Annotated in this window: 20 protein-coding genes and 1 tRNA gene; 7 read left to right on the top strand and 14 right to left on the bottom strand. The window is 71.2% G+C overall.

Annotation, left to right across the window (positions count from 1 at the left end):
• The first annotated feature begins 57 nt into the window (after nucleotides 1-57).
• From FS825_RS13700 to FS825_RS13690, 3 genes are all read left to right on the top strand, one after another.
• Nucleotides 58-1455: an MFS transporter gene (locus FS825_RS13700; RefSeq protein WP_144713932.1), complete on the top strand. Its 1398-nt coding sequence runs from the start codon at nucleotides 58-60 to the stop codon at nucleotides 1453-1455.
• A 298-nt stretch (nucleotides 1456-1753) separates the two neighbouring features.
• Nucleotides 1754-1969, top strand: a complete 216-nt coding sequence (locus tag FS825_RS13695; protein WP_022907338.1) for a hypothetical protein — start codon at nucleotides 1754-1756, stop codon at nucleotides 1967-1969.
• Between the two features lie 7 nt (nucleotides 1970-1976).
• Nucleotides 1977-3830 carry an ABC transporter ATP-binding protein gene (locus tag FS825_RS13690; RefSeq protein ID WP_144713930.1) on the top strand — a complete coding sequence of 618 codons (1854 nt, stop codon included), beginning with the start codon at nucleotides 1977-1979 and terminating at the stop codon, nucleotides 3828-3830.
• A gap of 15 nt (nucleotides 3831-3845) precedes the next feature.
• Here the strand turns inward: FS825_RS13690 and FS825_RS13685 are convergent, their stop codons facing one another.
• The 3 genes from FS825_RS13685 to FS825_RS13675 all read right to left on the bottom strand — a co-directional run bounded on the left by FS825_RS13685 (nucleotide 3846) and on the right by FS825_RS13675 (nucleotide 7035).
• Nucleotides 3846-4466 (bottom strand): isochorismatase family protein, encoded by a 621-nt coding sequence (locus FS825_RS13685; RefSeq protein WP_144713928.1) that lies wholly within the window; start codon nucleotides 4464-4466, stop codon nucleotides 3846-3848.
• A 23-nt stretch (nucleotides 4467-4489) separates the two neighbouring features.
• On the bottom strand, nucleotides 4490-5986 hold the full coding sequence (gene dacB / locus FS825_RS13680) for a D-alanyl-D-alanine carboxypeptidase/D-alanyl-D-alanine endopeptidase (protein WP_144713926.1): 1497 nt from the start codon (nucleotides 5984-5986) through the stop codon (nucleotides 4490-4492).
• A 65-nt stretch (nucleotides 5987-6051) separates the two neighbouring features.
• Nucleotides 6052-7035, bottom strand: a complete 984-nt coding sequence (locus FS825_RS13675) for a Gfo/Idh/MocA family protein (RefSeq protein WP_144713924.1) — start codon at nucleotides 7033-7035, stop codon at nucleotides 6052-6054.
• A gap of 139 nt (nucleotides 7036-7174) precedes the next feature.
• On the opposite strand from FS825_RS13675, the gene FS825_RS13670 reads away from it, so the two are divergent.
• Nucleotides 7175-8845, top strand: a complete 1671-nt coding sequence (locus tag FS825_RS13670) for an HAD family acid phosphatase (protein ID WP_144713922.1) — start codon at nucleotides 7175-7177, stop codon at nucleotides 8843-8845.
• 59 nt (nucleotides 8846-8904) lie between these two features.
• Here FS825_RS13670 and FS825_RS13665 read toward each other — a convergent pair.
• The 9 genes from FS825_RS13665 to FS825_RS13625 form a co-directional block, all read right to left on the bottom strand.
• A tRNA-Thr gene (locus tag FS825_RS13665) sits at nucleotides 8905-8980 on the bottom strand.
• A 44-nt stretch (nucleotides 8981-9024) separates the two neighbouring features.
• Nucleotides 9025-9654, bottom strand: coding sequence for a TetR/AcrR family transcriptional regulator (locus FS825_RS19000; protein ID WP_260981187.1), 630 nt, complete (start codon nucleotides 9652-9654; stop codon nucleotides 9025-9027).
• Between the two features lie 296 nt (nucleotides 9655-9950).
• On the bottom strand, nucleotides 9951-11093 hold the full coding sequence (locus FS825_RS13655) for a DNA polymerase III subunit delta' (protein WP_144713920.1): 1143 nt from the start codon (nucleotides 11091-11093) through the stop codon (nucleotides 9951-9953).
• 25 nt (nucleotides 11094-11118) lie between these two features.
• Nucleotides 11119-11754 (bottom strand): dTMP kinase, encoded by a 636-nt coding sequence (gene tmk / locus FS825_RS13650; RefSeq protein WP_144713918.1) that lies wholly within the window; start codon nucleotides 11752-11754, stop codon nucleotides 11119-11121.
• Nucleotides 11751-14558, bottom strand: coding sequence for a type I DNA topoisomerase (gene topA / locus FS825_RS13645; RefSeq protein ID WP_144714211.1), 2808 nt, complete (start codon nucleotides 14556-14558; stop codon nucleotides 11751-11753). Before topA ends, tmk begins: the two co-directional genes overlap by 4 nt.
• Nucleotides 14559-15013: 455 nt before the next feature.
• The gene (locus FS825_RS13640) at nucleotides 15014-15340 is read right to left on the bottom strand and encodes a TadE family type IV pilus minor pilin (RefSeq protein WP_186377245.1); all 327 of its coding nucleotides are present in this window, start codon (nucleotides 15338-15340) and stop codon (nucleotides 15014-15016) included.
• A gap of 16 nt (nucleotides 15341-15356) precedes the next feature.
• Nucleotides 15357-15593, bottom strand: coding sequence for a DUF4244 domain-containing protein (locus tag FS825_RS13635; protein ID WP_260981186.1), 237 nt, complete (start codon nucleotides 15591-15593; stop codon nucleotides 15357-15359).
• A gap of 85 nt (nucleotides 15594-15678) precedes the next feature.
• Nucleotides 15679-16524, bottom strand: a complete 846-nt coding sequence (locus FS825_RS13630; RefSeq protein WP_144713915.1) for a type II secretion system F family protein — start codon at nucleotides 16522-16524, stop codon at nucleotides 15679-15681.
• Nucleotides 16521-17519, bottom strand: a complete 999-nt coding sequence (locus FS825_RS13625) for a CpaF family protein (protein ID WP_144713913.1) — start codon at nucleotides 17517-17519, stop codon at nucleotides 16521-16523. Before FS825_RS13625 ends, FS825_RS13630 begins: the two co-directional genes overlap by 4 nt.
• A 593-nt stretch (nucleotides 17520-18112) precedes the next feature.
• On the opposite strand from FS825_RS13625, the gene acs reads away from it, so the two are divergent.
• Nucleotides 18113-20077 (top strand): acetate--CoA ligase, encoded by a 1965-nt coding sequence (gene acs / locus FS825_RS13620; protein ID WP_144713911.1) that lies wholly within the window; start codon nucleotides 18113-18115, stop codon nucleotides 20075-20077.
• A gap of 79 nt (nucleotides 20078-20156) precedes the next feature.
• Here the strand turns inward: acs and FS825_RS13615 are convergent, their stop codons facing one another.
• Both FS825_RS13615 and FS825_RS18690 read right to left on the bottom strand, forming a co-directional pair.
• Nucleotides 20157-20618, bottom strand: a complete 462-nt coding sequence (locus FS825_RS13615) for a RidA family protein (protein ID WP_144713909.1) — start codon at nucleotides 20616-20618, stop codon at nucleotides 20157-20159.
• Complete coding sequence (locus FS825_RS18690; protein WP_167590892.1) at nucleotides 20615-20773, bottom strand: DUF4177 domain-containing protein; 159 nt, start codon at nucleotides 20771-20773, stop codon at nucleotides 20615-20617. Before FS825_RS18690 ends, FS825_RS13615 begins: the two co-directional genes overlap by 4 nt.
• Before the next feature lie 50 nt (nucleotides 20774-20823).
• Between FS825_RS18690 and FS825_RS13610 the strand changes: the two genes are divergently transcribed.
• Together FS825_RS13610 and FS825_RS13605 are read left to right on the top strand one after the other, a co-directional pair.
• Complete coding sequence (locus tag FS825_RS13610) at nucleotides 20824-23385, top strand: transglycosylase domain-containing protein (RefSeq protein WP_144713907.1); 2562 nt, start codon at nucleotides 20824-20826, stop codon at nucleotides 23383-23385.
• Nucleotides 23382-24338 (top strand): metallophosphoesterase, encoded by a 957-nt coding sequence (locus FS825_RS13605; protein WP_144713905.1) that lies wholly within the window; start codon nucleotides 23382-23384, stop codon nucleotides 24336-24338. Before FS825_RS13610 ends, FS825_RS13605 begins: the two co-directional genes overlap by 4 nt.
• Nucleotides 24339-24395: the final 57 nt, after the last annotated feature.

The following is a 24395-nucleotide window of genomic DNA, read 5'->3' as shown; positions in this document are numbered from 1 at the left end:
CGGGACACCGCTGCGCTCCTCCCGTGAGCGTCCCCCTCGAAGGTCTCCTCCTCCCGCATGTCCGCCGCACCGGCACCCGCACCCCGAACGACCGCAGGCAACCCGCGCTCCCGCGTGGTGATCGCCAGCCTCGTCGGCACCTCCATCGAGTTCTACGACTTCTACGTCTACGCGACCGCCGCGGTCCTCGTCTTCCCGACGCTCTTCTTCCCCAACGAGGACCCGACCGCGTCGCAGCTGTCCTCGTTCGTCACCTTCGCGCTCGCGTTCTTCGCGCGGCCCGTCGGGTCGATCATCTTCGGCCACTTCGGTGACCGCATCGGTCGCAAGGCCACCCTCGTCGCCTCGCTGCTCGTGATGGGGACCGCCACGTTCCTCATCGGCTGCCTGCCGACGTTCGACTCGATCGGCATCTGGGCCCCCGTGCTCCTCGCCGTGATGCGCTTCGCCCAGGGCGTCGGCCTCGGCGGCGAGTGGTCCGGCGCGGCACTCCTCGCGACCGAGAACGCCCCGAAGGGCAAGCGCGGCGTGTTCGGCTCGATGCCGCAGCTCGGCGCCCCGATCGGCTTCCTCCTCGCCAACGGCCTGTTCATCGCGATCAACGCCGCGATGCCCGCCGGTGCCGACGGCACCCCGAACCCCGAGTTCCAGGCGTGGGGCTGGCGCCTGCCGTTCCTGCTCTCCGCGGTCCTCGTGATCGTCGGCCTCTACGTGCGCTTCAAGCTCGTCGAGTCCCCCGTGTTCCGTGAGGTCCAGGAGTCCGGCACGGTCGCCAAGGTCCCGCTCGGCCGCGTGTTCCGCACCTCGTGGAAGGCCGTCATCGTCGGCACCTTCGGCATGGTCGCCACGTACGTGCTCTTCTACTTCATGACGACGTTCACGCTCTCCTACGGCACCACCGGCGCCGAGGCGGGCCCGCTCGTCCCGAAGATCGGCCTCGGCTACACGCGCGGCGAGTTCCTCACGCTGCTCATGATCGGCGTCGTCTTCTTCGGCATCTTCACCCCGGTCGCCGGGTTCCTCGCCGACAAGTTCGGTCGGCGTCGCACGCTCATCCCGACGACGATCGGCATCGCGCTGTTCGGCCTCACGTTCCAGTTCTGGTTCGCCGCGTCGACCGGTCCGATCACCGTCGTGACCTTCCTCATCGTCGGACTCTCGCTGATGGGGCTCACGTTCGGCCCGATGGGCGCCCTCCTGCCGGAGCTCTTCCCGACCAACGTCCGCTACACCGGCTCGGCGATCGCGTACAACGTCGCGTCGATCCTCGGCGCCTCGCTCGCGCCGACGATCGCGTTGGCCCTGTGGAAGCCGGACGGGAACATCTTCCTCGTCGGCCTCTACCTGACCGGAGCAGCCGTGGTCACGCTCGTCGCGCTGTTCTTCGTGCGGGAGACGAAGAGCGCCGCGCTCGACGCGGCGGACACCGGTGCGCGTGCGCCGGAACGCGTCTGACGCGACCCCCTTGCGGACGGGAGGCGCGGTGCCGGCTGGCACCGCGCCTCCCGTCCGTCCCTGGTCACCACCACCACACGCACCGCCGCGTGCGCATGTTCCGACGCCGCACCGGTCGATCGACGCGTGCATCGTCGAACCATGCGCGCGCACCGATTGCGGGCGCATGTTCCGACACCGCACCGGTCGTTCGACGCGTGCATCGTCGAAGCCCGCGTGTTCATGTCCGCGCCGCCCCAACACCCTGTCCGTCAACTCAGGTTGACAGCGATCGGCGCGTCAATGTAGGTTGACACCCATGGACCGACCGACCATCACGAGCCTCGCCGCCGGCGCCGCGGGGGACGACCCGTTCTCCGCCCTCGCCAGCGTGCGCGAACTCCGACGTGAGCTCGACCGGACCGAAGAACTCGCTGCCCGCCGTGCCCGGAACGCCGGCGCCTCGTGGCAGGAGATCGCGACGCTCCTCGGCGTCAGCCGCCAGGCAGTGCACAAGAAGTACGGCAGAAACTAGGACCACGATGAGCTCCCCCTTCGCGCGACCCAAGAAGACCGACGGCCCCCGCGCCAGCTTCGGCCGGCTGCTGAGCTACCTGTTCGAGAACAAGCCCGCGATGGTCGTCATCATCGTGCTGAGCATCCTCGGCGCCGGCGCCTCGCTCGCCCAGCCGCTGCTCGTGAACCAGGTCGTCACGGCGGTGCAGCACGGCAACACCCTGAGCATGCTCGTGTGGGCGCTCGTGGCACTCGTGCTCGTGTCCGGCGTCCTCAACGGCGTCCAGCACTTCCTGCTCCAGCGTGCGGGCGAGGGCGTGGTGCTCTCGACCCGCCGCAAGCTCATCGCGCGCATCCTCAACCTGCCGATCTCCGAGTTCGACACCCGCCGCACGGGTGACCTCGTGTCCCGCGTCGGCAGCGACACCACGTTGCTCCGCGCGGTCCTCACGCAGGGCCTCATCGAGTCGATCGGCGGCGCGCTGACGTTCATCGGCGCGGTCATCGCGATGGCGATCATCGACCCGTTGCTCCTCGGCATCACCGTGGTCATCGTCCTCATCGCGATCGTCGTGGTCGGCGGCCTGAGCCGTCGCATCCGCATCGCGTCGAAGAAGGCGCAGGAGAAGGTCGGCGACCTCACCGCCGCGGTCGAGCGCGGCATCGGCGCCGTCCGCACGATCCGCGCCGCCGGGGCCACCGAGCGCGAGGTCGCAGAGGTCGACTCCCACGCGACCGAGGCCTACCAGCGCGGCCTCGACATCGCCAAGATGTCGGCGTTCGTCGTGCCGGTCGCGAGCATCGTCATGCAGGTCGCGTTCATCGCCGTGCTCGGCGTCGGCGGCGCACAGGTCGCGGCGGGGACGATCACGATCGCCACGCTCATCACGTTCATCCTGCTGCTCTTCATGATGATCATGCCGCTCGGCCAGGCGATGGGCGCCGTGGTCGCGGTCGCGCAAGCCCTCGGTGCGCTCGGTCGGATCGAGGAGATCCTGCACCTCCCGACCGAGGCGCAGGACGACGCCGCGGTCCGCACCGCTGCCGCGATCGAGACCGACGACGCCATCACCTTCGAACACGTGTCGTTCCGGTACCGCGGCACGGCCGACGCGTCCGGTCCCGACGGCGCGGCCGCTTCCGTCCCGGCGGACCGGACAGGAGGCGCGGCTGGCGTCGACGAGACCGCCGACCCCGAGCAGACGGTGCTGCACGACGTGACGTTCCGGGTCCCGCGCGGGTCGCGTGTCGCCCTCGTCGGCCCCTCGGGCGCCGGGAAGTCCACCACCCTCGCGCTCATCGAGCGGTTCTACGACCCGACCGACGGCGTGATCCGGCTCGGCGGCGTCGACGTCCGCGGGCTGGACCGCGACGAGCTCCGCGCCCAGATCGGCTACGTCGAACAGGACGCCCCGGTGCTCGCCGGCACCATCCACGCGAACCTGCTGCTCGGGTCGCCGGACGCCACCGAGGACGACTGCGTCCGCGTGCTCGAGGCGGTCAACCTCGGCGAGGTCCTGCACCGCGACCCCCGCGGCCTCGACGCCCAGGTCGGGGAGGACGGCGTCATGCTGTCCGGCGGTGAGCGGCAGCGGCTCGCGATCGCCCGAGCGCTCCTCGCGGCTCCCCCGATCCTGCTGCTCGACGAGTCGACGTCGTCCCTCGACGGGGTCAACGAGCAGAAGATGCGGCTCGCGATCGACGCCGTCGCCGAGGACCGCACCCTGCTCGTGATCGCGCACCGGCTGTCGACCGTGGTCGACTCGGACGTCATCGTCGTGCTCGAGCACGGGCGGGTCGTCGGGGTCGGCACGCACTCGGAGCTCGTCGAGTCGACGCCGCTCTACCGCGACCTCGCGAAGCACCAGCTCCTGGTCTGACCCGCGCGCGCGGGGTTAGAGGATCGCTCCGTCGGGGTTCGCGAGACCCTCGTCCATGTCGCTGTGGTCGATGTGCCCACCGGCGGCCCGGATCTCCTCGAGCGCCTGCGCGCTGCGCTCCTCGTCGACGCCCACGACCAGGTCGTCGTAGACCGCGACGTCGTACCCGGCCGCTCGGGCGTCCAGGGCGGAGGCGAGCACGCAGTGCTCCGTCGCGATGCCCACGATGTCGACCGTCACGACGCGGCGTTCGGCGAGGACCTCCGGCAGGGCGACGCCGTCCTCGGTGTGCGCCTGGAACGCCGAGTAGTCCGGGCGTCCCTGGCCCTTGAGGACGTGCACGTCGATCGGTTCGGTGTCGAGCTTCGGGTGGTACTCCGCGCCGGCGGTCCCCGCGACGCAGTGCACGGGCCAGGTCGTCACGAAGTCCGGGCCGTCCGGGCCAGCGAAGTGGCCGCCGTTGTCGTCGTCGCCGTGGTGCCAGTCGCGGGAGCCGACGATGAGGTCGTACTCCCCCGCGTGGCGGCCGAGGAAGGCGGTGATGCGGCGAGCGAGGGCGTCGCCGCCGGTCACTCCGAGGGCACCACCCTCGGTGAAGTCGTTCTGGACGTCGACGACGAGGAGGGCCCTGGACATGGACCCATCCAACACCCGCCGGCTCAGGAGCCGGTGAGCTTGCTCCCGCACGAGTAGGTGGCCGCGGTGACCGCGTCGAGCGCCGGCAGCGCCGCGGCCCGGGACGACCCGATGGCGTAGAACGCGAAGGTCAACCGCGTGCCGTCGGCGGCGTCGATGTACCCGCCGAGCGTGTTCGCGCTGTCGATCCACCCCGTCTTGGCGTGCACCTTGCCCCGGGCGACCGCGTTCGCCCCGGTGAACCGGCTGGCGAGCGTCCCTGACTGCCCGGACACCGGCAGCGCGTTCGCGAGCGTCCCGAGCCCCTTCGCGCCGGCGGCTACCTGCACCATGAGGTGGGCGACGAAGTTCGGGGAGACGGCGTTCGCCGCGCTCTCCCCCGAGCCGTCCTTGATCACGATGCCGGACGGGTCGACGCCGTAGGACTTCAGGGCGGACTGGTACACCGACGTCAGCGAGGCCGCGGAGCCGTTCGACTCCGACTCCTTCGAGGAGATGCGCGCCAGCATCTCGGCGAGCGTGTTGTCCGAGTTCGGGATCATCTGACCGATGAGCGTCGACACCGGCTGCGAGGACACCGTGGCGATCGTGTCCGTGCTCGTCGTGGCGCGCTTCACCACCTGGGCGTTCGCAGCGCCGACGACCCCGGCGTTGGCCAACGCCGTCCGGAACAGGGCACCGGCACGCCCGACCGGGTCCGTCGACCGGGGCGAGGTCGCCGCGCCGGGGTTCGCCCGGTCGCCGTCGACCATGAGCGCCGTGACGTTCGGCTGGTAGCCGATCGTCCGCTCGCTGACGGGCCAGGTCGGGTCCCAGGCGTCCGCGTCGTTCCAGTAGGTGTCGTCCGTGACGATCGTCGTGACCGGGGTGTCGCCGAGCTTCGCCTTGACCTGCTGGGCGAGCTGGCCCAGGGTGGGCGCGCCCGGGTACACGGTGGCACCGCCGGCGGAGAGCGTGGGGTCGCCGTGGCCGACGAGCGCGATCGCGCCGCCGGACTCCTTCGTCACGGTCGTGGGGATGCGGTGGTCCCCACCGAGGACGGCGAGTGCGGTGGCCGTGGTCAGCGTCTTCATCACGCTGCCGGTCTGGGCGGCCTTGTCACCGTTGCGCGAGAACAGGACCTCGCCGGTCTTCGCGTTCATCACGTACCCCTCGAACGCGCCGAGGCCGCTCGCGGATGCCGCGGTCGTGATCGTGCACGTGCGGAGGGCCGACGGTCCGGCCGGCTTCTCCGGGACGCTGCGGCCCGTCGCGGTCGGCGTCGGCGTGGGCGCGGCCGGGGTGGCGCTGGGCGCGTTCGACGACGACGCCGACGCGGTGGCCACGGCAGCTGACGTCCGGGGCGAGGGCATCGTCGCAGCGGCGACGGCCACAGCGCCCCCGGAGCCGAGGACGAGCACCGTCGCGAGGCCCCCGGCGATCCACGGCACCGGACGGCGGGCGGCGGAGGCACGGGCGGCGGCGAGCGCGTGGCGGAGGCGATCCGGGACGGAGCGCGGTGCGGGCTGCTGGTCGGACATCGCGAACGATCCTACGGAACTGCGGGAGGAGCCTCCAGACCCAGGCCCGATCCCGTGGGCGGATCTCAGCCGCGATCCGCCGCGTACCGGACGCCGACCTGGCGACGGGCTTCGTCCATGAGCGCCATGATCGCGATCGTCTCCTCGGGGTCCATCAGCCCGCCCTCGTGCGTGCCGGAGGTCACCATCGACTCGAAGGCCCGGGCTTCGTGGCCGTACCCGGTGAGTTCCTCGCGTCCGTCGAACTCCTCGACCACGACGCCGTCCCGGTCCCGGAGTCGCCACGTGGTCGGCGTGAACCACGTGGAGTCGAGGTCGATCCGCCCGTCCTCGCCGATCACGGAGGCGGTGTTCGGGCTCCGGAGGTCGAGCCCGAAGTGCAGCATCGACTGCGCGCCGCCCTCGTGCGTCAGGACCAGGCCCATCTGGGTGTCGACCCCTTGCTCGCTCAGGGTGCCGGCGGCCACGACCGACGTCGGGATCCCGAGCACGTCGACCGCGAAGGAGATCGGGTAGATGCCGAGGTCGAGCATCGCGCCGCCGCCGAGCGCGGGGTCGTTCAGCCGGTGTCGCGGGTCGTCCGGCAGCGCCTGGTGGTGCGTCGCCTCGACCAGGCGCACCCGACCGATGCGTCCCTCGGCGACGACCTCGCGCACCATCGCCATCTGGGGCAGGAAGCGGGTCCACATCGCCTCCATCACGGCGACGTCCGCACGACGCGCGGCGTCGACCACGCGACGCGCCTCGTCGGCCGTGATCGTGAAGGCCTTCTCCACCAGCACGTGCTTGCCCGCCGCGATCGCGAGGAGCGCGTCCTCGGCGTGCCGGGAGTGCGGCGTCGCGACGTAGACGGCGTCGACCTCGTCGTCGGCGACGAGGTCCGCGTAGGAGCCGTGCGCGCGTGGGATGCCGAACTCCGCCGCGAAGGACCGGGCGCTCTCGAGCGTGCGGCTGCCGACCGCGACGAACTCGACCCCCGCGGCGGTGCAGTCCCCCACGAAGGAGCGTGCGATGCCGCCCGTGCCGATGACTCCCCAGCGAACCGTCATGGGTCCTGTCTACCAGCGGCGGCGGCCACCACGCCGTTGTCCACCCACAGCGGTTCGGTATGGACTCCACTGCCGATTGCCAGCTAGCGTGCTGCCACGCCCCTCGAACGGGGGCGTCTCCTCCCCCGAGAAGGTCTTCATGCGCCGATCCGTCCTGTCCGTCGTCGCCACCAGCGCGGCGATCGTCCTCACCTCCACCCTCGTCGGCGTCACCCCGGCGAACGCGCACGGGTGGGGGTCACCAGGACACTCACCCGGCCATTCCACCGATGCCGGTCTGACGCCCCGGACGCACTTCACGATGGCGGCCGCCGGCTCCTCCGGCGCGACCCAGGGCGGCGAGGGCATCCCGAACATCGACTCCGTCAAGAAGACCATCGCGACGTACTACGGCGATCCGGGCACCGGGCTGGCGAACCGCACCGACTCCCCGTACATCCGCGAGATGCGCTCCATCGTGGCCCGGCAGAGCGCGGGACTGCAGCGCATCCACGACGCCGCCGTCCGCCGCGGTGAGAAGCCGGCGATCGTGCTCGACGCCGACGACACCACCCTGTGGACCTACGACATGGAGGTCGCGGACATGCACTTCGTGTTCGACCCGACCCGCCAGGACGAGTGGGTCCAGGACGAGCGCTTCCCCGCCACCCCCTCCATGGTCGGGTTCGTCAACCGGGCGTCGGCCATGGGCTTCACCGTCTTCGGGCTGACCGGCCGCAACGACGACCAGAAGGCCGCGACCGTCCAAAACCTGTCGAAAGTCGGCTACACCGCCTTCACCCAGGACCGCTTCTTCACCAAGTGGACCGGCAAGGGCGCATCGCAGCAGCCGTCGTACATCACCTGCGCCACCGCGAGCTGCACTACCGTCGAGTACAAGGCCCTCACGCGCAAGCACATCGAGCAGGACCTCGGCTACGACATCACGCTCAACATCGGCGACCAGTGGAGCGACCTCCAGGGCGGGTACGCCGACCGCTCGGTCAAGCTCCCGAACCCGACCTACTACCTGCCCTCGGCGGACCTGCCCGGCGTGTCCGAGCCGCGCCTGACCCCCCGCACGCAGTTCACCATGGCGGCCGACGGATCCTCGGGCGCGACGCAGAGCGGCGAGGGCATCCCCAACATCGACTCCGTCAAGAAGACGATCGCCACCTACTACGGCGACCCCGGCACCGGGCTGGCGAACCGCACCGACTCGCCGTACATCCGCGAGATGCGCTCCATCGTCGCGCGGCAGGCACCCGTCGTCGCGGCCCAGTGCGCCGTCGGACGCAAGCTGCACCGCAACCCGGCGATCGTGCTCGACGCGGACGACACCACGCTCTGGACGTACGACATGGAGGTCGCGGCGATGCACTTCGTCTTCGACCCCGCCCTGCAGGACGAATGGGTGCGGGACGAACGCTTCCCGGCCACCCCGTCCATGACGTCCCTCGTGTCGATCGCCCAGCGGTCCGGCTGCACGATCATCGGTCTGACCGGTCGCAACGACGACCAGAAGGCGGCGACCATCGAGAACCTCGACCGCGTCGGCTACCCGCAGTTCACCGCCACGAAGAACGGCACGCAGACGTACTACACGAAGTGGACCGGCGTCGGCGCGTCCCAGCAGCCGTCCTACATCCAGTGCGCCACGGCGAAGTGCACCACCATCGAGTACAAGTCGCAGACCCGTGCGCACATCGAGTCGCGAGCCGGTGGCCGGTACGACGTCGTCGCGAACTTCGGTGACCAGTACAGCGACCTCATCGGGGGCTCGGCGGACCGCAGCGTGAAGCTGCCGAACCCGACGTACTACCTTCCCTGAGGCGCAGTCCCAGGAACGCAGAAATCCCCGGTCAGATCCGTCTGACCGGGGATTTCTCGTGGAGCCGCCTGTCGGAATCGAACCGACGACCTATTCATTACGAGTGAATCGCTCTACCGACTGAGCTAAGGCGGCGGACGCTCCGTTCCCGGAGCGGCACGGGTCACGACTATACAGGTTCAGACGAGCGAACGCGAAACGAGGGCCTCGAGGTCGGCGAACGACCGCTCCAGTTCGTCGACCAGGTGCGTCTCGGTGTCGCCGTCGGACCACTCCCACCACGCGTGGCGCAGGGTCGCCAGGGCGACGAGCGACGCCAACCGCGCACGACGTCGCAACGCCCCTTCGTCCAGGTCCGTTCCAGCGTGCTCGAGCCGTGCCACCACGGCGCGTTCGATCTCCGCCTGGAACTCCTTCATCGACGCCATCCGACGGCTGAACAGCTCCGGCGCGCCACGGAGCACCTGCTGCCGCTCCTCGATGAGGCCCCGCTCCTCGATGAGCTCCCGCGTCGAGTGCACCAGCAGGGACCCGAGGTCCGCCAGCAGCTCCCCCGTCGGGCCGCCCGACACGAAGTCCGCCAGGGTCTCACCGTCGGGCAGCGTGGGGTCGTCGCCGAGGAGGGCGCCCTCCTTGTTCGGGAAGTAGTTGAAGAAGGTGCGCGGGGAGATGTCGGCGCGGCGGGAGATCTCGTCGACCGTCACCGCCGGGAGGCCGTCCTCGATCGCGATGCGGAGCGCGGCCTGCTGGATCGCGAGTCGGGTGGCGCGGCGCTTCCGCTCGCGCAGGCCGGGTTCTGCGTCGGACATGCGGTGATTGTCCCACGCGCGTCCGTGGGCGCGGTGCGGCTGCGTCCGTGGGCGCGGTGCGGCTGCGGCCGGGAGGCGCGGTGCGGCAGCGGCCGGGAGGCGCGGTGCGGCAGCGGCCGGGAGGCGCGGTGCGGGCTGGCACCGCGCCTCCCGTCCGGCGGCCGGTCGCCGCCACGGCGTGGGTCGCTGCGGTCGCCCGTCGGCACGTCGCCGGGTCCGTGCGTCCGCGTCTGCGCGCGTCGACGAGTCCGCGCGTCTGCGCCCCAGCGGGCGGCGCGCCTTTGCGCGTCTGCGCGTCAGCGCGCGGCGCGGGCGATCGTGACGAGGAGCGCTTCGAGCGCGAGCAGCGCCGCCACGTTCGCGGCGATCCGCTGCCGAGCCAGGGCGATCGCGTCGAGCACCTCGAGCGCCGCGGCCGGCGACACCGACTGCAACGCGCGGTCGAGGTGTTCGCGCATCGCGAGGTTCACCGGCTCGGCCGGAGCCCCGAGTCCGAGCAGGAGCAGGTCGCGGTAGAGCGACGAGACGTCGACGAGGATGCGGTCCAGCCCGTCGCGGAGACTCCGGGTCGCCCGCCGTTTCTGGTCCTCTTCCAACCCGCGGAGCTGCGACCGCAGTGCCGGCGGGATGGTTCCACCCGGCTCGATGCCGAGCGACCGCAACGCCGCGTCGCGCTCTTCGCCGTCGCGTTGCTCGGTGATCGCCTTGGCGTCTTCGTCGGCGACGGCGAGGAGGTCCGCGGCGGCCATCACCGCGTCCCCCACCGTCCGGACGCCAAGCACCGTCGTGAGGGTCCGTCGGCGGCGCGCCCGGGCGTCCTCGCTCGTCGCGAGGCGCTGCGCCATCCCGATGTGGCTCTGTGCCTGGCGGGCCGCGTCGGTCGCGAGGGCCCGGTCGACCCCGGTGCGCGCGACGATGAGGTCGGCGACGGACTCGATCCCGGGGACCCGGAGCCGGACCGACCGGACGCGGGAGCGGATCGTCGGGAGGAGATCGGCTTCACTCGGGGCGCAGAGGATCCACACCGTGCGCTCGGGGGGTTCCTCGAGCGCTTTGAGCAGGAGGTTCGACGTCCGTTCCGTCATGCGGTCGGCGTCCTCGATGATGACGACGCGGTAGCGGCCCACGGACGGCGAGTAGTACGACGAGGTCACGAGCTGACGGATCTCGTCGATCGTGATGATGACCCGCTGGGTGGTGAGCACCGAGACGTCGGGGTGGGTCTTCGCCGTGATCTGGCGCAGGGCGTGGTCGTCGTCCGGGCCGGTGCCGACGAGCGCCGCGGCGAACGCGGCGGCGACGTTCGACCGCCCGGAGCCGGGCGGTCCGGTGATCAGCCAGGAGTGCGTCATGCCGCCGGTGCCGTCGGGCGACTCGGCCGCGTTCCGCAGGGACGCGACCGCTTCTTCCTGCCCTGTCAGGCCGTCCCACACGCTCACGAGATCATCCTGCCAGCCGCCACCGTCATCCCTCGTCGATCCCGACGAGGGGACCGATCGCCGACCGGATCGCCTGCTGGACGACGTCGGCGGGCTCGGCGGCGTCGACGACGAGGAAGCGCTCGGGATCGGCGGTCGCCATGTCCAGGAACGCACGCCGCACGGTCTCGTGGAACGCCGCGGCCTCCGACTCGAGCCGGTCGAACGTGTCGCCCCGGGCCGCCGCGACCCGCGCCCGGCCGACCGTCACGTCGAGGTCGAGCAGGATCGTGCGGTCGGGCTCGAGGCCGTCCGCCGCCCACTCCGAGACCGACCGGACGTGCTCCGCGCCGAGCCCGCGCGCGACGCCCTGGTACGCGACCGAGGAGTCGATGTAGCGGTCCTGCAGCACGACGTCGCCGCGGGCGATTGCCGGCCGCACGAGCGTCTCGATGTGGTGGGCGCGGTCGGCGGCGTACAGCAGTGCCTCGGCCCGCGGCGCGATGTGCCCGCGCTCGTGCAGGACGATCTCGCGGATGCGGACGCCGAGGTCGGTGCCGCCGGGCTCGCGGGTGCGGACGACCGTGCGGCCGTGCTCCTCGAGCCAGGCGGTGAGGAGCTCGGCCTGCGTCGTCTTGCCCGCGCCGTCGCCGCCCTCGAGCGTGATGAACCGGCCGGTCACTTCTTCTTGGCCGCCGGCTTCCGCGCCGGGGTCTTCTTCTTCACCGGACCCTTGGCACGCTTGTCCGCGATGAGCTGGACGGCGCGGGCGTGGTCGACCGCTTCGACGTCCTCGCCGCGCGGGATCGTCGCGTTGGTCTCACCGTCGGTGACGTAGGGACCGAACCGGCCGTCCTTCATCTTGATCGGCTTGCCGGACACGGGGTCCGCGTCGAACTCCTTGAGCGCGGCGCTCGCGGAGCTGCGTCCGCCGTACTTCGGCTGCGCGAAGAGCTCGAGGGCGCCGGCGAGGTCGATGTCGAAGATCGCGTCCTCGCCGGGGAGGGTCCGGGTGTCCGTGCCCTTCTTGAGGTACGGGCCGTAGCGACCGTTCTGCGCGGTGATCTCGTCACCGGACTCGGGGTCCTTGCCGACGACGCGGGGCAGGTCCAGCAGCTTGAGGGCCGTCTCGAGGTCGACCGTCTGCGGGTCCATCGACTTGAAGAGCGACGCGGTGCGCTCCTTCGGCGCGGCGGCCTTCTTCGTCGTCTTCTTGGCCGGCGCCTTCTTGGCGGCGGTCTTCGTACCGGCCGCCTTCGCGCCGGCCGCGGCGGGTGCGGTCGACTCTTCCTCGGTGGGAGCGGCAGCGGTGTCGAGGACCTCGCCCGTGGCGGGGTCGACGGCGGGCTCCGGTTCGGGGGTGCGCTCGGTCACGTACGGGCCGAACCGGCCGTCCTTCGCGAGGACCTCCTTCCCGGTCTCCGGGTTGATGCCGACGACACGGTCACCGATCACCGGCGCGTCGATGAGCTCACGTGCCTTCTCGGCCGTCAGCTCGTCGGGCGCGAGGTCCTCGGGGACGTTCACCCGCCGCGGCTTCTCGGGGTCGTCGCTCGGCGTCTCGATGTAGGGGCCGTACCGACCGATCCGGAGGGTCAGGCCGGGCGCGAGCTCGACCGAGTTAATCTCACGGGCGTCGATCTCACCGAGGTTGTCGATGACCGTCCGGAGGCCGCGCTGGTCGCCGCCGCCGAAGTAGAACTCCTTGAGCCAGTCGACCCGGTCAGCGTCGCCGTTCGCGATGCGGTCGAGGTCGGCTTCCATGTCGGCGGTGAACTGGTACTGGACCAGGTCGCCGAAGTACTCCTCGAGCAGGCGGACCACGCTGAAGGCGATCCAGTTCGGCACGAGCTGGGTCCCGCGGAGCGAGACGTAGCCACGGTCGATGATCGTCGGGCTGATCGTCGGGAACGTCGAGGGGCGTCCGATGTCGAGGTCCTCGAGGGTCTTGATGAGGCTCGCTTCGGTGTACCGCGGCGGCGGGGTCGTGTCGTGCCCCTTCGCGACGACGTCGTCCACGCCCAGGTGCTCGCCTTCCTTGACGTCCGGCAGCGCCACGTCGGTGCCCGAGCGGTCCGAGCTGTCGTGACGGTCTTCGTCGCGGCCTTCTTCGTAGGCGTTGAGGAAGCCACGGAAGGTGATGACGGTGCCCGACGCGGTGAACTCCGCGTCGGTCCCGTTCGCCGTCGCGGCGATGCCCTCGACCGGCTCCGAGGACGTGATGCCCAGGACGATCGAGGCCGTCGAGCCCTTCGCGTCCGCCATCTGCGACGCGATGGTGCGCTTCCAGATGAGGTCGTAGAGCCGCCACTCGACACCGGTCAGGGTGCCCTGGAGCTGGGCGGGGGTCCGGAACGTGTCGCCGGCGGGCCGGATCGCCTCGTGCGCTTCCTGCGCGTTCTTGCTCTTGCTCGCGTAGAGGCGGGGCTTGTCCGGGACGGTGGCGGCACCGTAGAGGTCCGCCGCCTGCTTCCGGGCGGCGTCGAGCGCCTGCTTCGACAGGTTGACCGAGTCGGTACGGATGTAGGTGATGTACCCGTTCTCGTACAGCGTCTGCGCGGCGCGGGCCGTCTGACGCGGCGAGAGCCGGAGCTTGCGGGCTGCCTCCTGCTGCATCGTCGACGTCGTGAACGGCGCGGCCGGGCGGCGGGTGTACGGCTTCGACTCGACGCTGCGGACCGTGGCGTCGCCGGCGCGTTCGAGGACGGTCGTGAGTGCTGCGGCGGCGGCTTCGTCGAGACGGACCGCGTCGCCCTTCAGCGCCCCGCGGTCGTCGAAGTCGCGGCCCGAGGCCACACGGGTGCCCTGCACGCGAGCGAGTCGAGCGGTGAAGGCGGCGTCGCCTTCCTTCTCGAACCGCGCGCTGAGGTCCCAGTAGTTGGCCGAGACGAAGGCGAGCCGTTCGCGCTCCCGGTCCACGACGAGCCGGGTGGCCGCCGACTGCACGCGGCCCGCGGACAGGCCGGGGCCGACCTTGCGCCAGAGGACCGGCGAGACCTCGTACCCGTAGAGGCGGTCGAGGATGCGGCGGGTCTCCTGCGCGTCGACGAGCGCGGTGTCGAGCTCACGCGTGGCTTCCTGGGCGCGCTGGATCGCCTCCTTCGTGATCTCGTGGAACACCATCCGCTTGACGGGCACCTTCGGCTTCAGGACCTGGAGCAGGTGCCACGCGATGGCTTCGCCTTCGCGGTCTTCATCGGTTGCGAGGTAGAGCTCGTCGGCTTCCTTCAGCGCCCGCTTGAGTTCGGCGACCGTCTTCTTCTTCGCGTCGGAGACGACGTAGTACGGCTCGAACCCGTTGTCGACGTCCACCGAGAACTTCCCGAGGGAGCCCTTCTTGAGCTCGGCGGGCAGGTTCTTGGGCTCGACGAGGTCGCGGATGTGTCCGACGGACGCCTGGACCTCGTATCCGTCGCCGAGGTATTGCGCGATCGTCTTGGCCTTCGCGGGGCTCTCGACGATGACGAGCTTCTTCGTGCCTGGCACGTGTCTCCTTGATCGATGGTGCACGTCGGCCCTGGACGACGAACGCGTCCGGGTCGACCGGGGCACCGATGACCGGGGGCCGACAGGCACACCATACACATAGTGATCGGGCGGGTCGTCCGCCGGACCGGCGACCGCGTCTGCGCCGACGGCGAACGGTCCGCCGTCGACGACGACCCGGACGCGGGCGGTCGCGTCGACGGTCCCGCAGCTGCCGAGCGACGCGCGGTTCGCCGCGGCGACGCGAGCCGCGATGGTGCACGGGTCCCCCGGGACCAGGCCCACGACGGCAGCGGCAGCGGCGAGTGCGGCGGCGTCCGAGGCGGCTCCCGCCCGCAGGGTCGCCACGCGCAGCCCCGCGGCCGCGAGCGCCGACGTGACGAGGAGGAGGGCCACGCCGGCCAGCGCTGCGACGAGGACCGTGGCCGAGCCGCGCTCGGAGACCGACGCGGTGCTCACCATCCACCGTCCACAGCGCACCCGGTCGCCCGCAGCGGCACGGCCGAGAACGGACCGGTGCCGGCGCGCGAGACCTCGACGCAGACGATCGCATCGACACGCCGGACTGCCACGGCCGCGCCGGGAGCGAGCCGCTCGGCAGCGGAGCGACCACCGTCGTCGTCGCCCCGACCGAACGCTCGCGCCGCCGTGGTCGCCGCCAGCTGCAGGCGTCCGAGCCCGTCGACGACGAACACCGCCGCGACGAGGGTCGTCAGCACGAGGGCCACGACGGGGAGCACGACCGCGAACTCGACGCTCACGGTGCCGCGCTCCCCGTCCACTGCGAGCTCCCGTCGATCACAGCGAGAGGGCACCGCGGACGAGTTCCGTCAGGATGCTCTGGACCTCGCCGGAACGCATCACGGCGACGAGGACCCCGGCAAAGGCGACCGCGGCGAGGATCACGACGGCGTACTCGGCCGTGGCGGAACCCCGGTCGTCGTCGAGCCGCCGCAGGCCCCGCCGCCCGGAGCGCGGGACATGAAGGGTGCGGGTGTCGGGGTGGAGGTGGGTGTCGGGGTGGGTGTCGGTCATCTCGGTGGTCCTTCCTGGTGGGGTGGCTCCAGCGTCGCGGCCCGGCTGCTCGTCGGGCGGGCCGTCGGGCCCATCTGTGGAGGACTCACCGGACACCGACCACGGTGGAGGACAGGACCCCGAGGACGACGGGAACGACGCCCACGAGCACGAACGCGGGCAGCACGCAGACGCCGAGCGGCAGGACCAGCCGGACCGCGAGCCGCTCCGCCGCCGCGAGTCCGGCCGCGGCCGCATCGTCGCGGACGTCCTCGGCGGCGGCTCGGAGCAGCGCGGCCGCAGGGACACCGGCGCGCTGGGCGAGTGTGAGGACGTCGCGGAGCTGCTCGTGCTCGGCGGGCGCCTGCTCGAGGTCGTCGAAGGCCGCGCGCACCGCTGCTCCCCCGTCGGCCCACGACCCACCGCCGGACACCGCGACCGCCCAGGCGTCGAGCAGCACCCCCGGGACCCGGCCGTCCGGCGACGCCGCGCGGATGAGACGCGCCGACCACGCCCGTGCCGTGCCCACGAGCACGACCGCCACGACGGAACACGTCCAGCCCACGGGCGACGACACGAGCACCTGGACGGCACCGACGCCCCACGTCGACCCGAGCGCGAGGCCGAGGACCGGGAGCGCCAGCACGACCCGTGCACTGGCCGTCGGCCCGGCGAGCGCCACGCGGACGGCGCGGTCCGACGCCGAGGTCCGTCGCAGTGCGGCGGCGAGCGCCCTGAGCGTCCCGGCGGACGGCGCTCCGGTGCGTTCGGCGACGCGGAGGACCGCGACGACGTCCCGCCATGCGGGTGCGTCGTCCTGCGGGAGACCGCCGACCAGGGCCCACGCCCGCGCGGGCGGCACGCCGGCGGCGACGAGCGTCGCGACCCGGTCGAGCGTCCGCGCCGCCGCCGTCCCGACGACGGGCCGCCGCCCACCCGGCCGCCCCGTCACCGCGGCCGGTCCACCGGGCGCACGTCGAGCCTCCCGTCCGCCGCCACCCGGAACGTCCCCACCGCACTGAGCCGACGTCCCCGCCCCCGCCGCTCGACGTGCAGCACCAGGTCGAACGCGCTGACCGCCTGCCGTGCCAGCGCTTCCGGCGTGAGGCCGGCGAGCGCACCCAGCGCCTCGAGCCGGGCACCCACGTCCGCGATGCCGTTCGCGTGCACGGTGCCGGCGCCGCCGTCGTGCCCGGTGTTGAGCGCGGAGAGGAGTTCGCGGACCTCGGCCCCGCGACACTCTCCGACGACGATCCGGTCCGGGCGCATGCGCAGGGCTTCGCGCACGAGACGGTCGAGGCCCAGCGCCCCCGTCCCCTCGGCGTTCGCCTGCCGCGCCTCGAGCGCGACGACGTGCGGGTGGTCGATCCGGAGCTCGGCGACGTCCTCGACGGTCACGATCCGTTCGTCGTGCCCGGCGGCACCGAGCAGGGCGGCGAGCATCGTCGTCTTCCCGCTCCCGGTCGCACCGGTGACGAGGACGTTGCGTCGCTCGGCGACTGCCCGGTCGACCACGGATCGCGGGACCCGCGAGAACGTGCCGCGCGCTTCGAGCGACGCGAGGGTCGGGACGCCGGGCGACGGCAGTCGGATCGACACCGCGGTGCCGCCGACCGACACCGGCGCGAGCACGACGTGCACGCGGATGCCGTCCCCGTGCCGGACGTCCGCGCACGGAGTTGTCTCGTCCACGTGCCGCCCACCGCGGGCCACGAGTTCGGTCGCGATCTCGCGCACGCGTCGTTCGGGCAGGTCAGGTGCGGCGCGTTCGAGCCCGAGCCCGCGGTCGACCCAGGTCCCGCGGTCCCCCACCACGAGGACGTCGGTGACGGCGGCGTCGGCCACGAGCGCGGCGAGCTCCTCGAACTCGGCGGCGGCGACGTGGCGTGATCGCGGTGGACTCGAAGCCCCGGGGAGGAACGGGGCGTGGGCACGGTGCCGGTGCATGCGTCGAGACAGTACGGAGCACACGGCGTGTCCACGGGGGTGCGGAGCGCTTCTGTGGACCGATCGAGGACGGTGCATCAACGGGACGGTTTGTCCCCCGAACCACAAACCCGTACCCCGCTCGGTGTCCGAGCCATTCCACCGCGAGACCAGCCACGGGAACCGGCGCGCAGGAGTTGGCGAACGCAACACGGCTCGGGGCGACCACCGCGCGCTTCCATGCATGAGCATGGACAGGTCTGTCCACTGTTCGGCGTCGTCATGCGGATCGACGGACCGTGCCGGACGACCGGAGCGCCGCTCGCCGCGGGGACGCGTCCGGAAAACAGAAGAGGCGGCACCGGTTGGGGGGAACAGGTGCCGCCTTGACATCGGTGGATTGGGGGGAATCCGAACCGTTGCCGCCGGAAACGAGTCCAGCGGGAACTACTGTACCCCACGATCGCCCTCCCGGGGCAACACCCGCGCGACTTTCGGCGCGGCGTGCACGACGACGTGGGCGTGCCGACCGCGACGACACAGGACCGCGCCGTGCCCAGCCCGAGGGGTAGTCTCCGACTGCACCCCAGCCGCAACGACGCGAGAGGACATCGATGTCCGTTCCGACCCAGACCGATCCCCGTCACGACGGAGCCCACGACGACGGGACCACGTTCCCGCCACCGCCGGAGTTCGTCGCGGACGCGGTCGCCCGCGAAGACCTCCACGAGGCCGCGTCGGCGGACCGTGAGGCGTTCTGGGCGGAGCAGTCCCGGTCCCTGCTCGACTGGCGGACGCCCTTCACCCGGACGCTCGACTGGTCCGGTGCCCCGTTCGCGAAGTGGTTCGACGACGGCACCCTCAACGTGGCGGAGAACTGCCTCGACCGGCACGTCCGGGCCGGCAACGGCGACCGGGTCGCGATCCACTTCGAAGGCGCGCCCGGCGACACCCGCCGGATCACCTACGCCGAGCTCACCGCCGAGGTGCAGCGTGCCGCGAACATGCTCACCGACCTCGGCGTCGGACCGGGCGACCGCGTGGTCGTGTACCTACCGCTCATCCCGGAAGCGGTCGTCACGATGCTCGCCGTCGCCCGCATCGGCGCGATCCACTCGGTGGTGTTCGGCGGGTTCAGCGCCGAGAGCCTCCGCGCCCGCATCGAGGACGCCGGCGCGAAGCTCGTCGTCACGGCAGACGGGGGCTGGCGACGCGGTGCGGTGTCGGCCCTCAAGCCGGCCGTCGACGAAGCGCTCGAGGGCGAGGGCACCGACACCGTCGAGCACGTCCTCGTCGTCAAGCGCGGCGGCAACGAGATCGCCTGGAACGCCCGCGACCTCTGGTGGCACGACGAGCTCGCCAAGGCTGCACCCGAACACACGGCCGAGGCGTTCCCCGCCGAGACGCCCCTGTTCATCCTCTACACCTCGGGTACGACCGGAAAGCCGAAGGGCATCGTCCACACCTCGGGCGGCTACCTCACACAGGCGGCGTACACGCACAAGAACGTGTTCGACATGCACCCCGAGAAGGACGTCTACTGGTGCACCGCCGACATCGGCTGGATCACCGGGCACTCCTACGTCGTCTACGGCCCGCTCGCCAACGGCGTCACCCAGGTCCTCTACGAGGGCACGCCGGACGAGCCGAAGCCCGGCCGCTGGTGGGACCTCGTCGACGCGTACGGCGTCACCGTCCTCTACACCGCACCGACCGCGGTCCGCGCCGCGATGAAGGCCGGCCGCGAGATCCCGGAGGCGCGGAGCCTCGAGACGCTCCGCCTGCTCGGCAGCGTCGGCGAACCGATCAACCCCGAGGCCTGGCAGTGGTACCGGCAGGTCATCGGCCACGACCGGACGCCGATCGTCGACACGTGGTGGCAGACCGAGACCGGCGCGATCATGATCTCCGCCCTGCCCGGTGTCACGAAACTCAAGCCCGGCGCCGCCCAGATCCCGCTGCCCGGCATCACGGCCGAGATCGTCGACGACGACGGCAACCGCGCCGACCCCGGCGAGAGCGGCTACCTCACCATCACCGAGCCGTGGCCGTCGATGGCACGCGGCATCTGGAACGACCCCGACCGCTTCGTCGAGACGTACTGGTCCCGGTTCCCGGGCCGCTACTTCGCCGGCGACGGTGCGCGCCTCGACGGGCAGGGCGACATCTGGATCCAGGGTCGCGTCGACGACGTCATGAACGTCTCCGGACACCGGCTGTCGACCGCGGAGATCGAGTCCGCGCTCGTCGGGCACGAGGGCGTCGCCGAAGCGGCGGTCGTCGGCGCGGCGGACGAGACGACCGGTCAGGCCGTGGTCGCGTTCGTGATCATGACCGCCGAGGCCGCGGCGGACGTCGACCGCGACACCGCGGCGACGGAGCTCCGGAACTGGGTCGGCAAGCGCATCGGCGCGATCGCCAAGCCCCGACAGGTCGTCATCGTGCCCGAACTGCCGAAGACGCGCTCCGGCAAGATCATGCGGCGCCTGCTCCGCGACGCGGCCGAGGGCCGCCGCATCGGTGACACGACGACACTGGCCGACCCGACGATCATGGCGACCATCTCGGATCTCATGTAGCGGGAACGACGCGAGCCGCGGCTCCAGTCCGGAACTGACTGGAGGCGCGGCTCGCGTGACGTTCGCTGCTGACGGTCCGTCAGTCGCTGAGTTCCACCACCAGCTCGACCTCGACGGGCGCGTCCAGCGGGAGCACCGCGACGCCCACCGCGCTCCGCGCGTGGACGCCGGCGTCCCCGAACACGTCGCCGACCAGCGTCGACGCGCCGTTCGCGACGCCCGGCTGCCCCGTGAACGACGGGTCCGAGGCGACGAAGACCGTGACCTTGACGACCCGCGCGACGCGGTCGAGCGAGCCGGCGACGGACTGCACGGCCGCGAGGGCGTTGAGGGCAGCGGTCCGCGCCTCGGCGGTCGCGGTCTCGGCGTCCACTGCCGCTCCGACCTTGCCCGTCACCGGCAGTGCGCCGTCCACGAACGGCAGCTGCCCCGCGGTGTAGACGTACTTCCCGGTGACGACGGCCGGCACGTAGGCCGCGACCGGCGCGGCGACCGACGGGATCGTCAGTCCGAGCCCGGCGAGCCGGTCCGCGACACTCACGCGTCGGCCTTCGGGCGCTTGAGGTAGGCGACCAGACCGCCCTCGGGGCCGGTGACGACCTGGACCAGCTCCCAGCCCTCGTCCCCGAAGTTGTTGAGGATCGCGGTGGTGTTGTGGATGAGCAGTGGAGCGGTGAAGTATTCCCAGCGAGTCATGGAGATCCTTGCCAGCCTTTCAGTCGGCGGTGTCGTTTAGGCTGCATCCTATGTCTGCCCAGAAGCCGTCTGCCTCGCGGACCAAGCCCGTCTCTGCAGTCGGCGCCTTCGTCGGATTCGTCGGGTTCAGCGTGCTCGCTGGCCTGCTCGTCACGATCGGGGTGACGCCGGCGATCGCGGTGGCCGGTGTCACGACGACGTCGACGATCGGCGTGTTCGAGTCCCTGCCGGAGTACATCGAGATCGGTGACCTCCCGCAGCGCAACGAGCTGTACGCGTACAAGGGCGGCAAGAGCGTGCACTTCGCGACGGTCTACGACCAGAACCGGCAGGAGCTGCAGTTCGACCAGATCAGCGACCAGCTGAAGAACGCGGCCATCGACGGCGAGGACAAGCGCTTCTACGAGCACGGCGGCGTCGACATGACCTCGCTCGTCCGCGCGGGTGTCGGTTCACTCGCCGGCGGGCTCGGCGAGTCCGGCGGTGGGTCGACGCTGACGATGCAGCTCGTCCGCAACATCAAGATGAACCAGGCGCTCGAGCTCCCCACGCAGGAAGAGCGGCTGAAGGCGTACAACGACGCGGTCGAGCAGACCATCCCCCGCAAGCTGGAGGAGATGAAGCTCGCGATCGGCCTCGCGAAGAAGTACACCCACAAGGAGATCCTCACCGGGTACCTCAACATCGCGTACTTCGGTGACCAGACCTACGGCGTCCAGGCCGCCGCGCAGCACTACTACAACAAGAGCGCGACCGACCTGACCCCGGCGGAGGCCGCGTCGATCCTCGCGATCGTGCAGTCGCCGAACACGCGCAACCTGTCGAACCCGAAGTACTACGAGGCGAACGTCGCGCGTCGCAACGTCATCCTCAAGTCGATGTACGCGCAGAAGCACCTCTCGAAGGCCGACTACGACAAGGCCGTCGCGTCGAACCCGAAGGACTACGTCCACCTCACCGAACCCGCGCAGGGCTGCAAGGCCTCGGTCGGCGACGGCTCGCAGTTCTTCTGCGACTACGCCGTGCAGGTCGTCAAGGAGATGTCCCAGCTCGGTGCCACGGCGAAGGAACGCGCCACCGCGTGGCGCAACGGCGGGTACAAGATCCAGACCACGCTCGACATCGACGCCAACGCCCAGCAGAAGCAGGTGCTCAACACCTACGACAACAAGGCCGAGACCAGCTTCAAGCTCGGCGCGGCGCTCGACTCGGTGGAGGTCGGCACCGGTCGCATCCTGACGATGGCGCAGAACAAGGACTACGACCAGTCGCTGCAGTCCCCGCCGACGTCGACCTCGATCAACTACAGCGTCGACAAGAAGTACGGCGGCGGCATCGGCTTCCAGGTCGGTTCGACGTACAAGCTCTTCACCCTGCTCGACTGGCTGAAGGCCGGGCACGGCCTCAACGAGACGGTCAACGGCACGCCGCACAACACCGCGGTGTGGCAGCACTGTGGCGAGCCCACGTACACGAACTGGGCTCCGAAGAACGACTCCGCGGGCGAGAACGGCAACTACACCGTCGCTCGAGCCACGGCATTGTCCGTGAACGCCGCGTTCGCCTCGATGGCCGCGAAGCTCGACCTGTGCGACATCAAGCAGACCGCCGAGGACCTCGGTGTGCACTCGGGTGACGACAAGACGGAGCTGAACTCCTACCCGTCGTCGGTCCTCGGGACGAACAACATCGCGCCGCTGACGATGGCGACCGCGTACGCCGGTGTCGCCAACAACGGCACCTTCTGCGAGCCCATCGCGATCGACAACGTGACCAACGCCGAGGGCAAGAGCCTCGGCGGCCAGCCGAAGACCTGCAAGCAGGTCCTCGAGCCAGCGGTCGCGCAGGCCGCGATCTACGCCATGAAGGGCACGATCTCCGGCGGCACCGCGGTCGGTGCGCAGACCGCGGACGGCACGCAGCTGTTCGGCAAGACGGGCACCACCGACGACGCCGACCAGATCTGGCTCGTCGGTTCGAGCACGCGCGTCGCCACCGCTTACTGGCAGGGCAACACGGACGGCGGCAAGAACAACCTCCGGCACTACAGCAACGGCGTGAACGGCACCTACGCGGGCGCTCGTGCCGGCGTCTGGCGGCAAGCGCAGACCCCGATGAACGCGCTCTACCCGGCCGGTCCGTTCACCGACCCGTCCTCCGCAGCGCTCCGTGGCAACAGCAAGGCGGTCCCGGACGTCACCGGGAAGAGCGCCGCGGACGCCAAGGCCGCCCTCGCCGCGGCCGGCTTCACGTACGTGGACGGCGGCGCGCAGCCCGGGGCCGCGAAGGCCGGCACCGTCTCGTCGACCTCGCCCGCGGCGAACTCGCTGCTGTCGAGCGGTTCGAGCGTCACCGTGTACACCTCGGACGGCTCGCAGATCACGATGCCCGCGATCGCCGGGGCCCCGCTCGACACGGCCCGGTCGAAGCTCAACCAGCTGGGCTTCACGAACGTGACCATCTCGGACTCCTACGTGAAGGGCGGCGGTGACAAGGAGTGCCGCGTCGCCGCGGTCGACCCGGGTGTGCACACGGCTGCGAGCAAGGACTCCGCCGTGACGCTCACGCTGTACGGCGACAAGAACGGCAAGGCACCCAAGGACTGCAAGTGACGCGCAGTCGCGCCGCGCTCGGGGTCGTCGCCGCGAGCGCGGCCGTCGGCGTGGCGACCGCGGCGTGGGGCACGCTCGTCGAGCGTCGGCGCTTCGGGATCCGGTGGGAGACCGTGCCGGTCCTGGCGCCGGGGTCGCGGGACGTCACCGTCCTGCACCTCTCGGACATCCACATGGCCCCGTGGCAGGCGGACAAGCAGCAGTGGCTGCGGGACCTGAGCCTGGTCGAGCCGGACTTCGTCGTGAACACCGGCGACAACCTCGGACACGCCACGGCGAACGCCGCCGTCGAGTACGCCCTCGAACCGTTCCGCGGCGTACCCGGTGCCTTCGCGTACGGGTCGAACGACTTCACCGGCCCATCCCCGCGCAACCCGTTGAAGTACTTCTCGGGGCCGAGCCGGATGCACTCCGACCGGCGCCCCGTCGAACTCGACATCGACCGGCAGACGGCGTTCTTCGAGTCCCTCGGGTGGCTCGACGTGAACGACCACGCGCACGCGATCGAGCTCCGCGGGTCCCGCTTCGAGCTGTTCGGGACGTCCGACGCCCACCGTGGCTGGGACCGTCTCGACCTCCTGCCGACGAACGTCGACGAGATGCGGGGCGAGGTCCCGTGGTCCGAGGACGAGGACGGCCCCTCTCCCGTCGCCATCGGCATCACCCACGCCCCGTACCGTCGCGTGCTCGACGCCTTCGTCACCCAGGGCGCCGACATCGTCTTCGCCGGGCACACGCACGGCGGCCAGGTCCAGGTCCCCGGCGTCGGGGCGCTCGTCACGAACTCCGACCTCCCGCGCCGGTACGCGAGCGGTCTGCACAAGTGGCAGCACCGTGGTCACTGGTCGTGGCTCGAGGTCTCGGCCGGCCTCGGGACGTCGATCTACGCGCCGGTCCGGTTCGCCTGCCGCCCCGAAGCCGTCGTCGTCACGCTGACCGCCCGGACGCCCTGACCGGAGCGGTGCGACGCGCCCGGGAGTTCGCCGGATGGTCACGAGCATCCCGGATCA

It is taken from the genome of Curtobacterium pusillum, from assembly GCF_007680845.1.
In the GTDB taxonomy this organism is placed as follows: domain Bacteria; phylum Actinomycetota; class Actinomycetes; order Actinomycetales; family Microbacteriaceae; genus Curtobacterium; species Curtobacterium pusillum_B.
This window is presented reverse-complemented; position numbering and strand designations above follow the sequence as displayed.

What these genes read in the sequence shown, in the direction of transcription:
- FS825_RS13700 (WP_144713932.1), top strand. Translation starts at nt 58, where the DNA reads ATGTCCGCCGCACCGGCACCCGCACCCCGAACGACCGCAGGCAACCCG.
- FS825_RS13695 (WP_022907338.1), top strand. Translation starts at nt 1,754, where the DNA reads ATGGACCGACCGACCATCACGAGCCTCGCCGCCGGCGCCGCGGGGGAC.
- FS825_RS13690 (WP_144713930.1), top strand. Translation starts at nt 1,977, where the DNA reads ATGAGCTCCCCCTTCGCGCGACCCAAGAAGACCGACGGCCCCCGCGCC.
- FS825_RS13685 (WP_144713928.1), bottom strand. Translation starts at nt 4,466, where the DNA reads ATGTCCAGGGCCCTCCTCGTCGTCGACGTCCAGAACGACTTCACCGAG.
- dacB (WP_144713926.1), bottom strand. Translation starts at nt 5,986, where the DNA reads ATGTCCGACCAGCAGCCCGCACCGCGCTCCGTCCCGGATCGCCTCCGC.
- FS825_RS13675 (WP_144713924.1), bottom strand. Translation starts at nt 7,035, where the DNA reads ATGACGGTTCGCTGGGGAGTCATCGGCACGGGCGGCATCGCACGCTCC.
- FS825_RS13670 (WP_144713922.1), top strand. Translation starts at nt 7,175, where the DNA reads ATGCGCCGATCCGTCCTGTCCGTCGTCGCCACCAGCGCGGCGATCGTC.
- FS825_RS19000 (WP_260981187.1), bottom strand. Translation starts at nt 9,654, where the DNA reads ATGTCCGACGCAGAACCCGGCCTGCGCGAGCGGAAGCGCCGCGCCACC.
- FS825_RS13635 (WP_260981186.1), bottom strand. Translation starts at nt 15,593, where the DNA reads ATGACCGACACCCACCCCGACACCCACCTCCACCCCGACACCCGCACC.
- FS825_RS13625 (WP_144713913.1), bottom strand. Translation starts at nt 17,519, where the DNA reads ATGCACCGGCACCGTGCCCACGCCCCGTTCCTCCCCGGGGCTTCGAGT.
- acs (WP_144713911.1), top strand. Translation starts at nt 18,113, where the DNA reads ATGTCCGTTCCGACCCAGACCGATCCCCGTCACGACGGAGCCCACGAC.
- FS825_RS18690 (WP_167590892.1), bottom strand. Translation starts at nt 20,773, where the DNA reads ATGACTCGCTGGGAATACTTCACCGCTCCACTGCTCATCCACAACACC.
- FS825_RS13610 (WP_144713907.1), top strand. Translation starts at nt 20,824, where the DNA reads ATGTCTGCCCAGAAGCCGTCTGCCTCGCGGACCAAGCCCGTCTCTGCA.